General features: G+C 36.6%; 10 protein-coding genes and 1 pseudogene. 3 read left to right on the forward strand and 8 right to left on the reverse strand.

Features of this window, described 5'->3' with window-relative positions; all coding sequences use genetic code 11:
• Positions 1–5: 5 nt before the first annotated feature.
• Positions 6–905 (reverse strand): LysR family transcriptional regulator, encoded by a 900-nt coding sequence (locus R5R67_RS00130; protein ID WP_025467887.1) that lies wholly within the window; start codon positions 903–905, stop codon positions 6–8.
• Positions 906–1,040: 135 nt separating this feature from the next.
• Between R5R67_RS00130 and R5R67_RS00135 the strand changes: the two genes are divergently transcribed.
• The 3 genes from R5R67_RS00135 (at position 1,041) to R5R67_RS00145 (ending at position 3,159) form a co-directional block, all read left to right on the forward strand.
• A complete protein-coding gene (locus tag R5R67_RS00135) occupies positions 1,041–1,781 on the forward strand; it encodes an SDR family oxidoreductase (protein WP_002050925.1) in 741 nt (246 codons plus the stop codon).
• 74 nt (positions 1,782–1,855) lie between these two features.
• A complete protein-coding gene (locus tag R5R67_RS00140; protein ID WP_086496149.1) occupies positions 1,856–2,854 on the forward strand; it encodes a zinc-binding alcohol dehydrogenase family protein in 999 nt (332 codons plus the stop codon).
• A gap of 20 nt (positions 2,855–2,874) precedes the next feature.
• Positions 2,875–3,159, forward strand: coding sequence for a putative quinol monooxygenase (locus R5R67_RS00145; RefSeq protein ID WP_002050931.1), 285 nt, complete (start codon positions 2,875–2,877; stop codon positions 3,157–3,159).
• Here the strand turns inward: R5R67_RS00145 and R5R67_RS00150 are convergent.
• From R5R67_RS00150 to R5R67_RS00180, 7 genes and pseudogenes are all read right to left on the reverse strand, one after another.
• Positions 3,149–3,451, reverse strand: a pseudogene (locus R5R67_RS00150) (hydrolase or metal-binding protein); the annotation flags it as partial. The gene R5R67_RS00145 and the pseudogene R5R67_RS00150 overlap by 11 nt on opposite strands.
• Before the next feature lie 25 nt (positions 3,452–3,476).
• A complete protein-coding gene (locus R5R67_RS00155; protein WP_002050993.1) occupies positions 3,477–4,469 on the reverse strand; it encodes a Fic family protein in 993 nt (330 codons plus the stop codon).
• A gap of 104 nt (positions 4,470–4,573) precedes the next feature.
• The gene (locus tag R5R67_RS00160) at positions 4,574–5,080 is read right to left on the reverse strand and encodes a DUF4411 family protein (protein ID WP_002050938.1); all 507 of its coding nucleotides are present in this window, start codon (positions 5,078–5,080) and stop codon (positions 4,574–4,576) included.
• Positions 5,073–6,179, reverse strand: a complete 1,107-nt coding sequence (locus tag R5R67_RS00165; RefSeq protein ID WP_002050997.1) for an ImmA/IrrE family metallo-endopeptidase — start codon at positions 6,177–6,179, stop codon at positions 5,073–5,075. The genes R5R67_RS00160 and R5R67_RS00165 overlap by 8 nt, the downstream gene beginning before the upstream one ends.
• Positions 6,180–6,299: 120 nt before the next feature.
• On the reverse strand, positions 6,300–9,353 hold the full coding sequence (locus tag R5R67_RS00170) for a type I restriction endonuclease subunit R (protein ID WP_097355198.1): 3,054 nt from the start codon (positions 9,351–9,353) through the stop codon (positions 6,300–6,302).
• A gap of 35 nt (positions 9,354–9,388) precedes the next feature.
• The gene (locus tag R5R67_RS00175) at positions 9,389–10,729 is read right to left on the reverse strand and encodes a restriction endonuclease subunit S (protein ID WP_002050927.1); all 1,341 of its coding nucleotides are present in this window, start codon (positions 10,727–10,729) and stop codon (positions 9,389–9,391) included.
• Entirely contained in the window at positions 10,726–12,963 is a 2,238-nt protein-coding gene (locus R5R67_RS00180) for a type I restriction-modification system subunit M (RefSeq protein WP_002050996.1), read from the reverse strand. The genes R5R67_RS00175 and R5R67_RS00180 overlap by 4 nt, the downstream gene beginning before the upstream one ends.
• Positions 12,964–12,990 lie beyond the last annotated feature (27 nt).

The raw sequence follows: 12,990 nt of genomic DNA on the forward strand, positions 1-12,990 counted from the left end.
CTGATTCAGGTTTCTATACGGCCCAGCACTTCCGCTAAGTAATCAAACAATGCTCGGATTCGCAAAGGTGTCGGGCCCCGCTGTGGACGATATAAATACAGGCGCCAAACGGGAGAGGTTTCCTCATGAAGTATCTGAATGAGCTTACCACTCCTAAGCCACGGCAAAACTAGAAATCCAGGCATGTGTCCGAATCCGACTCCAGCGAGAATAGCTTGAAATTCAGCTTCAAGATCATCTGTAATAAAACGGGGATTTGATGGCGTAAAGCTTCGACTTTCGGTGAATGTCCATGGCCAGTAACGCCCTGTTTTATGATCGACTAGTGCTGTTAGAGGGTATTTATCAAGATCAATAATTTTTTTAGGCATTCCAACCTTATCAATTAACTCTGGCGTACCCACAGAATAAAAGTTCACTTTAGCCAATTCCCTTGCCACATATCGATTGTCCGGCAAAAATCCAAATCTGATCCCGATATCTATCCGCTCATCGATCACATCCGAGTGTGAATCTGTTAGCACACAATCCACGACAATATCTGGATAACGTGTGGCAAATTCTGCTAGTGCGGGTACTACCAATTTGCGCCCTAACACAGACGACACAGTAAGACGGACAGTCCCACGCATTTCATCTCGTTTCTCCTTGGTGTCTTTTACAAACAAAGCATCGATCGATCCCACCGCAAAACGTGCTTGCTTTGCCAGACGCTCACCATCAGCGGTAATTTTAATTTGTCGAGTACTCCTGTAGAACAGAATCTCTCCGCGCTGCTCTTCTAGCTCTTTTATTGCCCGTGTCACTAGCTGCGGGGAAATACCCAGCTGAGTTGCTGCCTCTTTAAAATTTCGAGACTCTGCTGCGACACAAAAGATACGCATCATTTCCAATTTGTTCTGCATGTCCAATCCTGTGTTCTGGTAATTATTCCGTAAATAGGAATTCTGAAAGATAATATTATTCATTTATTATACCTAACAAGGCTGTAATACTTAATCCATCAAATATGATTGACAGATAGGTTGAAGGTTACTTGTATGAATAATATAGAAAATAAAGTTATTGTTATCACTGGTGCAAGTAGTGGTTTAGGTGAGGCTACTGCTCGCTTACTTGCTAAAAAAGGTGCAAAGGTTGTACTTGGTGCTAGACGTACTGAAAAATTACAGGCTATTGTTCACGACATTCGTGCTGAAGGTGGTCAAGCTGAATTTATTGGTATGGATATAACCAAACCACATGAAGTACAAGCACTTATTGAAAAGGCATTAAGCGCATTTGGTCAAATCGATGTATTGGTAAACAATGCTGGATTAATGTCTATTGCACCATTAAGTGAGCTAAAAGTTGATGAATGGGATCGTATGATCGACATTAATATTAAAGGTGTTCTTTATGGTATAGCAGCTACCCTACCTGTTTTCCAAAAACAAAACTTTGGACACTTTATTAATCTCGCATCTGTTGCAGGGATAAAAGTATTTAGTCCAGGAGGTACTGTTTATAGCGGTACTAAGTTTGCTGTAAGAGCCATCTCTGAAGGCCTTCGTCATGAGGTTGGGGGAACAATTAGAACGACGACTATTGAGCCTGGTGCAGTTGAGTCAGAACTAAAATTTGGTTCTTCTCATAAAGAAAGTTCAGAGTTTGTTACTGATTTCTACAGACAAGCCATACCAGCTGACTCAGTCGCTCGAGCAATTGCTTATGCAATTGAACAGCCTGCGGATGTAGATATTAATGAAATTGTTTTGCGCCCAACGAGCCAAGAGTTTTAATTATTGAATAACATAAAATGGGAGCACTTCGCTTCCATTTTTACTCTATTTTTTTTAAAGTTGTGGACAAATCTATGAAAGCCGTATCGTATGTTATAAATAATCATGATGATTTTAAAAATTCATTGGTAGATATTGAAAAAGCGAAGCCTACACTTAAGGAGCGTGATGTACTGGTAAAAGTTCAGGCAATCTCTGTGAATCCAGTTGATACCAAAGTGAGAAAAAATTCGTCTGAAGCAAATAATCGTATTTTAGGTTGGGATGCCGTTGGGGAAATTATCGAAGTTGGCCCAAAAGTTACCTCGTTTAAAGTAGGAGAGTCTGTTTGGTATGCTGGCGATTTAACCCGAGATGGTAGTAATGCTGAGTTTCAAGCAGTCGATGAACGAATTATCAGTCTTAAACCAATTACAGTATCTAATGCAGAAGCAGCAGCATTGCCATTAACTGCAATAACGGCATGGGAAATGCTGTTTGATCGGTTTCAAATTTCAGAAACAGAAGTTGGCAGTATTTTAATTATTGGTGGTGCAGGTGGTGTAGGATCAATCGCTATTCAACTCCTAAAAGCAAAAACAAATCTGACCGTTATAGCAACAGCTTCACGTGAAGAAACGAAATCTTGGGTAAAATCATTGGGTGCCGACCATGTCATTGATCATAGCAAAGATTTAAATGCACAAATCGAGACACTAGGCATTGCAAAACCAAAATACGTATTCTCTACAAATCATACAGACACCTATATCAAGCAAATAGTTTCTGTAATTGCACCACAAGGCAAGCTTGGATTGATCGATGATCCACGAACATTTGATATTATGCCGTTTAAGACTAAATCTATTTCTATCCATTGGGAGTTGATGTTCACTCGTTCAATGTATGAAACCGATGATATGGAAAAGCAAGGTAATCTGTTGCAACAGGTTGCCCAATTAGTTGACCAGCAAAAAATTAGAAGTACCCTCAACCAAAATCTAGGCAAAATTAACGCTTCAAACTTGGAGAAGGCGCATAAGTTGCTTGAATCAGGTAAATCAAAAGGCAAAATTGTACTAGAAAACTTCTAAAACAAATTAAAGGTGAAATAATGACTATTTCAGTAATTGCGAACTTTAAGGCAAAATCAGATCAAAAAGAGAAGTTAGAAGCGCTTTTAAAAAGTGTAATAGAGCCTACGCTTCAAGAAGAAGGATGCTTGAAATATGAGCTTTATATTAGCGAAAATGACTCGAGTAGATATTTCTTCTTAGAAGAATGGCGTAGCAGGGAGGATTTAGATATCCATATAGCCTCTGATTATATTCAAAGTTTATTTGGTAATATCCAATCGCTAATTGAATCAAGTGATATTATAGAAATCAAAAAAATATAGCCTTCTTGCTCTTTTCATCAATTTGCTTGGCCTGAGTAATGGTATCATTCAGGCCAATACCCTCCCGTAAAGTTAGATCCACGTAATACACAGGTTGGCGATAGCTTTGTGTGGTGCTTTTGTCTCTTAAAGTGAGTTGCAATGGTAGGCACGACAGTAAGCCTCCTGAAGCTGCACTGTAGTAACTCAATCGTGTAGCCAAGGTTCGGTTACTATTAAAGCCAGGGGTTCTAAAGATGAAGGTCCCAAATTCATCTGAGTCATCCAAATTCATATACAAGCACCCATAGGGGATTTATCCACAATTGAAAGTATTGTTATCTTTTTAATCTATACTTTTGTTTCGGACTTTTCGGTTTATCTGGAATAGTACGCTCAATCAAGCCAGCTTCTATGGCAGGATTCAAGTAATTCTTTTGGAACGTTGCTCGATGAGTCAACCCGACCAATTGCATCAACTCAGCGAAAGTATAGTCTCCTTGCTTCATTGCTGAAATTAAACGTTGAACATGATCGCCAGCTTGAGCGGTAGCATGATCGTTAGCTTGAGCGGTCTCATTTGAACTCAGGATTGCATCTAAAATCATCTGTAAGATGAATTCTATAAAAGGGGCTGAATCAGTACGAACTGTACTTACTTGCAAAGCCTCATAGTAGGCTTTTTGATTTTGATAGATCAAACTCTCAACAGGAATATTAGCAAAGATTGGATTCCATCTGCTTAATATTAAAGTTTGCCATAGCCTTCCCATGCGACCATTGCCATCCGCAAATGGATGAATGAATTCAAACTCATAGTGAAATACTGAACTTTGGATAAGAGGATGCACTTCGCTATCATTTAACCAATCAAGTAAGTCAACCATCAGTCGATTAATTTGATTTGCAGGTGGAGCCATATGTACCACTCGATCACCTGACATCACGCCTACGCCACCATGACGATATTGACCAATTTCATCAATCAAGCCTGTCATTAAAATTTGGTGCGCTTGTAATAGGTCTTTTTCTTGGCTTGGTTGCCACTGCTGAAAGGCTTCATAGGCTTTAATGGCATTACGCACTTCCTGTACTTCTTTTGGAGGTGCAATCACTGTCTTACCATTTAAGATCGCCGTGATCTGCTCGGTACTTAGAGTGTTCCCTTCAATCGCAAGTGAGCCTTGAATGGTACGGATACGATTAGCTTTGCGTAGTTTCAGACTATTTTGGATTTCCTCTAAAACAGTCAAGCGCCCTATATTTTCACTAATCTCCGCAACCAGATGAATGATTTTTGAGGTAATAGTATAAGGCGGTTGGTATTTCATTATTAGTTTACTCAACTAAACTGTATTAGTTCTGACTTAATCTAAAACTATTTTTAAACCAGCACATTCAATTAACTTATAAATAAATTATAGAAATATTATCTCTAAATTTTTAAGCCAATCTCTTGAAAAAAAGTATTCATATTGATACAGCGAATACCAAGATCATTAGCAATATCAGGAACTTTTGGGCTTTGTGAAGGTTGATTTTTATTTAAACTAATATTTTTCGTTTCACTTGTTACAATCACTAAATTATCTTTCTTTGCAATTGCGATCAACCATCCATCTGCTATTTTTTCATGTGTCCAACTTTTGTCATTTGTTAAGGCTTTCTCACTATAACAGTCATGAGTTGCAATATGTTGGATAACTTCAGCCCATAAATCAGCATAATCTTTGTATTTACAAGATGCTCCTGTAAAGTTTTCTTCAAGCCATTTTTTAAAACTTTCATCTTGATAATGTTCATTAACAACAATATCTGGAAGTACCACTTGTGAATTGATGATGACTTTAATTTTCTCCCAAAAACTTGGAAAAAAATCAAATTGATAATATCTTTCATAAAAATTGATATAAATATTAGTGTCCAATAAATACTTAGTCATTGCCACCTCTATTCATCAAAATTTTATATCCTTTAAAACCGACACCTACAATATTAAATGCATCTGTATATGAAATACGATCATGATTTACTGCATTCATTACATATTTGAAAAATCTATTATCAACTCTAAATCTAATATTATTAGTATAACTTCCACCATTAGATTCATTCGGTAAAAAACGTTCAAGGTTTTCCTTTAGGTCTCTAGTACGATTCAGGTATTCTTCACGTGTAATCTTATTTAAGTCTAATAGTCTTCTTACAATTACAAATTCACTGACTTTAAATTTTCTAGCTAAAAAATTACTATCGGTTGAATTAAGCTGTAAGAAAATCTCTTGAGGAACTAAAATTTCTGCTGTTACTTTATTTATAAATGCTTCAGTTCGATCAAATTGGTAATCGCCAGCCTCTACAATGTTAAATATTTCTTCAGTACCTACAAAAATATGCACTAACTCATGCACTAATGTAAAGAGTTGACCATTCTTAGTATCTTTCTGATTAATAAAAATTATAGGTGCTTTATGGTCAAGTAATACAAACCCTCGAAATTCTTTCACACTTAGGGGACGATGTGTATTGTCTTTCACTTTACCATTAAAAAAAACAAATACGCCTATACCATTAATCTTATCACGTAGATAATTTAATGGATTATCCGCTTGATTATGGAAAAACAAAGGAATTTCTAGCTTATTACGTATTTGTTTAGCTACCTCTAGAAAATTGGAATCAATAGAGAATTGACCCACAAAATCTAAAGTTTCAGTAATTTCATTCTTCAAAAATTCCTGTTTGACCTCCATTTCTGCAATGGTATCTCTTAACTCTTCACTTGCTTCATCGATTGAATCTGACTCAAGTGTCCTGAAGTCCAATCGTTTGATGTCAATATCAATAGTTTTATTCAGTAATAAAAGACCTGTCGGAACATTAATTTTTTTTGCTATTTCAGATAACTGATTAAAAGTTGGCTGCTTTTCTCCACTTAAAAATTGATCTAAATTATTAATTTTTGTTCTTAAAACACTCAAAGAAATTTGGGCATTTTGAACATAATAATTCAATGTGTTAGTGTCGATACGCATTGACATTACATTCCCTCCTCTATGCCCATTTGACCTTGTCTTATGCTAACATAAATTAACTGTGCAATACTGTCTATAAACATTCATAACAGCACGGCACAATTTGACGTGAAATTTTAATAAGAATTATTTTGAAGCTTTCTTTTTTGTCCGAGTATAAATATGCTTCGCCAATCGCTTAGCGACTTTTTTGCGTAATTCTTCCGTACTCATTACTTTATTACAAACTTCCTCATTTCCTGCAAGTCGCGTAAGGAAAAGGTCTATTAACTTTCCAGATAAATACTCTGTAAAACTGTCTAGAGAATTTGCGTTCACCGCTTGTACTATCTCTTCATTTTCAATAGCTGCTTGTTCAACCTGATCAAAGAACAATTGATCAGCTACCGTAAAATCAGTACCAAATGCCTCATTCAATTCATCAATCAGATGCGATACAGTATCCGTAGATTCTGCCTGCCCTGTTCCAACATCCGTTGAACCTTTTAAAGCATTCGCTTCACCATGCCCCAAATCAATACTATTTTCACTTAACTTTTGCAATCGATAGAATTGGAGTTCAACAATTTTGGATAAATCAACTTCATTTTCCTTAGAGCCTTTAGGCAATTTTTGCAACAATGCTTTTAAATAGGCATAGCGTTGCTCATGCTCTGAGTCTGTAAAGTCCATGATTTGTGAGACAAATAGATATAGATTTAAATAGCTTTGCAATTGGCTCTTAAATAACTTTTGTTGCTCTTGTTGATGTACAAGGTCATCAGGATGAATTTTCTTATATTTATCAACAGCACGATCAATAATACTATTCAACTGCTTATGTTCATGCCCTGTTAGCTTGCTTCTATCCTTAAACCAAATATTGGCAAACTCATTTAAATCAACTTCAAAGTAAAACTTCCATTGATCCAATGTATGACCAAGCTCATTTAACTTTTGCTCATTTGGAATATCACCAAGTTTGGTCAGCTCGTAGAATGGCTTAAATGCTTTATAAATATCTTCATGGGTATTCACAAAGTCCAATACAAAAGTATCTTCTTTACCATAAGCACAACGGTTCAAACGCGATAAGGTTTGTACTGCTTGGATTCCAGATAACTTCTTATCTACAAACATGGTGTGTAGTAAAGGCTGATCAAAGCCTGTTTGGTATTTTTCAGCAACCAAGAGTACTTGATAATCATCTGTATCAAATTGATCAGGTAATTCAGTTTCTTTAAAACCATTCATTTTAGGTTCTGTATATTCAGTACCATCAACCTCTAGTTTTCCAGAGAAAGCCACTAAAGACTTTATTCCTGTATATTTTTTTTCTTTAATGTATTCATCAAATGCAAGTTTATAACGTACCGCTTGCTCACGAGAATTGGTAACAACCATAGCTTTGGCACGACCACCAATTCGATGCATCGTCACAGTTCTAAAATGCTCGACAATGATTTCTACTTTCTGAGCGATCACACTTGGATGCATGGAAACAAAACGAGCCATTAAAGCTTTGGTTTTATTTTTTGCAAGTTCTGGATCATTGTCAGCGATTTTGATTAATTTAAAGTACTGTTCATAAGTCGTGTAGTTTGCCAATACATCTAAAATGAAGCCTTCCTGAATTGCCTGTTTCATACTGTAATGATGAAACGGAGCTTCGCCGTTATCACCTGCTTCATCAAAGCAAGCGAGCGTTTTCCATTTCGGTGTAGCGGTAAAGGCAAAGAAACTTAAATTAGGTTGGCGACTACGTTTTGACGCTTCTGCAAATAAATGCTTTTTCACGTCATCAGTGAGTTCGCTTTCATCCTCATCGCCATCATCTAAAAACTCTTGAGCAATTGCAGATTCAATCCCATCTTTATTTAGAATCTGCTTCAGTTGCTGTGCTGTCTCCCCACCTTGCGAGCTATGAGCTTCATCGACAATAACAGCGAAGTTCTTGCCTTCTGTACTCAAATCAACCTTAATTCCCTTTTTCGCTTGGGTACGAATAGATTGCATGATGTAGGGAAATTTTTGAATTGTGGTAATAATGATAGGTACATTCGAAGCTAAGGCATTGGTGAGCTGTAGGGTATTCTCATCAATCTTTTGTACCACACCATCTTTATGCTCAAACTGTGCAATGGTTTCTTGTAACTGACGATCAAGTACAATACGGTCAGTAATCACAATAATAGAATTAAAAATTTTCTGATCATCTGCATTGTGCATGGATGCCAATTGATGTGCGAGCCAAGCAATGGTGTTTGATTTGCCTGAACCTGCTGAATGCTGAATTAAGTAGTTATGACCTGAACCATTGGCTTTACTGTGTTTTGTGAGTTTACGCACAGCATCTAATTGGTGGTAACGTGGGAAAATCATGGTTTCTTTTTCGATATATCGAAAACCATTCTCAGTTTTAATTTTTTTGCTTTCTACACTCAAATGCATGTAGCGCGCAAAAATTTCCATAAAGCTATGACGCGCTAAAGTTTCAGTCCACAGATAATGCGTGCGTACATCACCTTCTACAGGTGGATTACCCTTACCATTTAAATAACCTTTGTTGAAGGGTAGAAAAAACGTATTGTCTCCATCCAACTTCGTGGTCATATACACTTCACAAGTATCCACGGCAAAATGAACTAAGGTACGTTTTTTAAATTCAAATAAACGTCCTTTGGCATTGCGATCTTTTTTAAATTGAATTTTGGCATCTTCCACATTCCAGCCTGATGCTGAAAACTCATTTTTAAGTTCAAGCGTGATCAATGGAATACCATTGAGTGAAAGCACCATATCTGGGATTTCATTAAATTCTGTATGGAGCTGACGTGTACATTTAAGTACATTTGCATCATATTGTTCTTGAGTGGTTTTATTGATGCTGGTATTGGGTGCAAAATATGCCATTTTGATTTTTTTACCGAAGCATTTAAAGCCTTGGCGTAAAACCGATAATGCGCCTTCAGTATCTAAGGCATGTGCTAAATCATTAACAATACGATTTGCTGTTTCTTCTTTACATGAGTTATAGATTTTTTCCCAAGTCTTGGGTTGTGTTGCTTGAATAAAGGCAACGACATCTTTGGGAAATAAAGCAATTCTTGGGTCATAATCTTTTGGGTTACCTTTTACATAACCGCCATCCGTTGTTAAACTTTGTTCAATAGCTTGTTCAAAATAATATTCGCTATGCATGGCATTTCCCCAAAAAAAATATGACCCAATGTTTTTTAGTTTACTTTAAGATTTCGAACATCGATTTTCCCTGTCACCACTTGGGTGATTAGAGTCGAGCGATATTCTTTTAACTTATTAATGGTTTGTTCAACTGATTTTTTAACCGCTGAAATTTCATTAAGCTCTTTATCCAAAAATTCAACAATTTCATTTTGATCATTTAGACTTGGCACAATGATTTTCAAACATTTCGTTTTTTCCTGATTAATAATGCCTAAAGTTGAAGCACTAGATAATAATTTGACTATATCTCTCAAAGAATTTAATTGATACATCAAATACTTAGCATTAACATCTTCGATAGGAATCAAAGAGTTAATTTGCTGATTGGTTGTACAATCAACATTAGTAATCGCGACTTTTCCTAAAGTAGCGCCAATACCAATCATCATAATCGATCCTTTCGGCATTGGTTTTACGACTTTATCTTCTAATGCTAATGCGCTAATCTTTTTAACTGATTCATTTAAAATATAATTTTCATCTGTAAAATCAGCAGGTCCATACCAAACAATATCATCATTACTATAATATTCAGGCACAGCACTAGGAGGAGTAGACCCCGTTTGAATTTTAGTAATAACAAACTTTAATTGTTTTACATCCCAAGATTTAGGTATTTGCTTAAACCAACTAATACCACTCTCTTTCATCTCCACATCAGGATTTAAACCCTTAGTCACCGCATGAGAAATCAAAGCCACACGTTGTTCAGCCAATTTTTCCAATAGAGTTTCTTGCTTAGCGATTAAAGCATCAACTTGGGCAAGGCGTTTATCTAAAAAATCTGCAATAACTTTTTGCTCGTTAAATGGTATTTGTGGAATATAAATTTTTTTAAGATGATCTGTATTAAATCTATAAACTTTTGTGCCCGTAGCATATTTACGCAGATAACCAGAAAATGCTTTTGATAAATAATACAGATACTTGCCTAACTGTTCTTCCTGATTAACTTTTAGTAAAAACTGTTCACCACCTATTAGACCAATATCTTGACGGGCATAAAAACATGAATGACCTAAATCCTCTATCGTTTCCGAAGTTGAGATAAGAACCGTATCACCATACATTGCGATTTGACTCAACTTATAAAACTCTTCATTTACATAAGAAGAAAAAGTATTATTTATTTCATCTACTTTATAAGTTTTACCATATTGCAATGCTACGTATTGCCCCTCTTCTAATAAATCAGCTTTAGAAAATCCTGTATTACCTCTAACAATTTCACAACCTTGATCTAATCGTACAATAGCCCAATGGCTAGGGATTTCCCCTAACCATTGCACGCCACTATCCTTATAACTTTCGTAACGTGGTAACTGACTCATGCAGACAAACCTCCTAACATCTGCATAATCTCCTGCTCAAGCTGAACAATCTCAGACTTAATCTCCTCTAAAGGACGTGGTGGCTCATATACGTAGAAATGACGGTTAATTGGAATTTCATAACCGACTTTAGTTTTACTATAGTCAATCCACGCATCAGCCACATGCGGTAAAACTTCCGCTTTTAAATAAGCTTCGCAATGCGCTGTAACCAATGGCAATAACTTAGACAAGTCAGGCTCTTTGTCATAATTCACAGGCAAAGGTAAAGTCAAATTGTCAGGGAATGAAACAAGTTCCGTATCACGCAATTGCGTATCTGGTTCAATATTCCCTTTGCTGTCTTTACACACATCCGCAGTTTGGTCACGTTCAGACAATGCTTCCAAAATCGCTTTCTTCACAGGTGCGCCAAGCTTAAAGGTTAATCCTTTTAAAATTGGATCAAGTACTTTTAAGAATGCATCACGGTTCTTCCAGACTTGATCAGAAATTTTTTCAGTAAGAACCTCTTTAATCGCGTCCTGTTGTAAACGACCTGCTTGCTCTTCTTTCGAGATTTCAGCAGTATCTTTTACTTTCTTACTCTTGGCTAAGCTTGCAAAGGCAGATTGATCATCCAACAAAGCAATACGGTCAGCAGAAATTTTAAAGTTTAAACGTAAAGGACGTTCTACAGTCAGCTTCAAATAACCAAAATCTTGATTATTGAAAATCTTCGAACACACCTTCGCTTCACCAGCTTTGGTTTGAATCAATGCACTCGTGTCTTGATCTTTAAATTTCGAATAAAACTTAGTCAGTTCAGCAATATGATCTTTAGACAATTCATGACGCTTGTTGCCTAAGCTCTTCGCCATTTTCTGATAATGTGCTGTACCATCTATCAACTGCACTTTGCCTTTACGCTGTTCAGATTTTTTGTTCGAAATAATCCAGATATAAGTATAAATACCTGTGTTATAGAACATCTGATCAGGTAAAGCGATAATCGCTTCAAGCCAATCATTTTCGATAATCCAACGACGAATATTACTTTCACCACTGCCTGCATCACCTGTAAATAATGGTGAACCATTAAATACTACGGCAATACGTGAACCTTCCCCACCATTTTCAGGCGAAGGCTTCATTTTAGAAATCATGTGTTGAGCGAACAACAATGATCCATCATTGATACGTGGCAAGCCTGCACCAAAGCGACCTGAAAAGCCCTGTTTCTCTTCCTCATCAATAAATTCTTTTTGGTTTTTCCATTCCACACCAAAAGGAGGATTTGAGAACATATAGTGGAAGTCTTTATCTGCATGACCATCACGCGGAACATAACCATCTTTTTCCTTGGCATTTTTCACACCAAGCGTATCGCCATACACAATGTTTTCAGCAGGTTCATCTTTAATCAATAAGTCAGAACAACAGATAGCATATGATTCAGGATTGTACTCCTGTCCATACATATCAAGGCTAATCTTGTCATTGTATTTCTTGAGAAATTTTTCAGACTCAGACAACATCCCGCCCGTACCCGCCGTTGGGTCATAAATACTACGATGTACCCCTGCCTTAACAAGCTCATCCTGATCTTCTTCAAAGATTAAGTTCACCATCAACTCAATCACTTCACGAGGCGTAAAGTGATCCCCTGCTTCCTCATTTGCCTGTTCATTAAACTTACGTACTAACTCTTCAAATAGGTAGCCCATTTGTAGATTACTCACGCTACTAGGCGCAAGGCTTAAACCTGATTCAACCAAACCATTACGGAACTCTTGGAAGACTTTATATAAACGGTTTGCATCATCAAGTTTTTCAATTTCTTTAGCAAATTCAAACTTGGCAAAGATATCCTTCGCTTTAGGTGAAAAACCATCAATGTATTTTGTTAAATTTGCCGTAAATTGATCTGGATCATCCAACAGTTTTTGTAGATTAAAACCACTGATGTTATAAAGATTTTGCTTACGATCTTTATCCGCAATTTGGCTCAACTGCTTTTGTAAAAAGACATTCGGGGTTTTATCTTGCAAATTCGCCACAGCTTTTTCATAGCATGCTTTCATTTCATCTGCATAAGGTGCAAGAATCGCATCAAAACGCCCTAATACAATTAATGGCAACATCACACGACGGTACTGCGGTGGGCGGTAAGGTCCACGAATAATATTGGCAATACTCCAAACTAGTCCAACAAGTTTAGAATGCTGTGGGTGTTGATTTACTTCATTTGTCATTTCAATTCTCCAATTCAAAAATTCGGT

It is taken from the genome of Acinetobacter sp. OYA S30 (assembly GCF_033599315.1).
Lineage (GTDB): Bacteria > Pseudomonadota > Gammaproteobacteria > Pseudomonadales > Moraxellaceae > Acinetobacter > Acinetobacter baumannii.

Bases quoted from the DNA above. Each gene is read 5' to 3' on its own strand.
- R5R67_RS00135 (WP_002050925.1), top strand. From the start codon at position 1,041: ATGAATAATATAGAAAATAAAGTTATTGTTATCACTGGTGCAAGTAGT.
- R5R67_RS00165 (WP_002050997.1), bottom strand. From the start codon at position 6,179: ATGTCAATGCGTATCGACACTAACACATTGAATTATTATGTTCAAAAT.
- R5R67_RS00180 (WP_002050996.1), bottom strand. From the start codon at position 12,963: ATGACAAATGAAGTAAATCAACACCCACAGCATTCTAAACTTGTTGGA.
- R5R67_RS00130 (WP_025467887.1), bottom strand. From the start codon at position 905: ATGCAGAACAAATTGGAAATGATGCGTATCTTTTGTGTCGCAGCAGAG.
- R5R67_RS00145 (WP_002050931.1), top strand. From the start codon at position 2,875: ATGACTATTTCAGTAATTGCGAACTTTAAGGCAAAATCAGATCAAAAA.
- R5R67_RS00160 (WP_002050938.1), bottom strand. From the start codon at position 5,080: ATGACTAAGTATTTATTGGACACTAATATTTATATCAATTTTTATGAA.
- R5R67_RS00170 (WP_097355198.1), bottom strand. From the start codon at position 9,353: ATGCATAGCGAATATTATTTTGAACAAGCTATTGAACAAAGTTTAACA.
- R5R67_RS00140 (WP_086496149.1), top strand. From the start codon at position 1,856: ATGAAAGCCGTATCGTATGTTATAAATAATCATGATGATTTTAAAAAT.
- R5R67_RS00155 (WP_002050993.1), bottom strand. From the start codon at position 4,469: ATGAAATACCAACCGCCTTATACTATTACCTCAAAAATCATTCATCTG.
- R5R67_RS00175 (WP_002050927.1), bottom strand. From the start codon at position 10,729: ATGAGTCAGTTACCACGTTACGAAAGTTATAAGGATAGTGGCGTGCAA.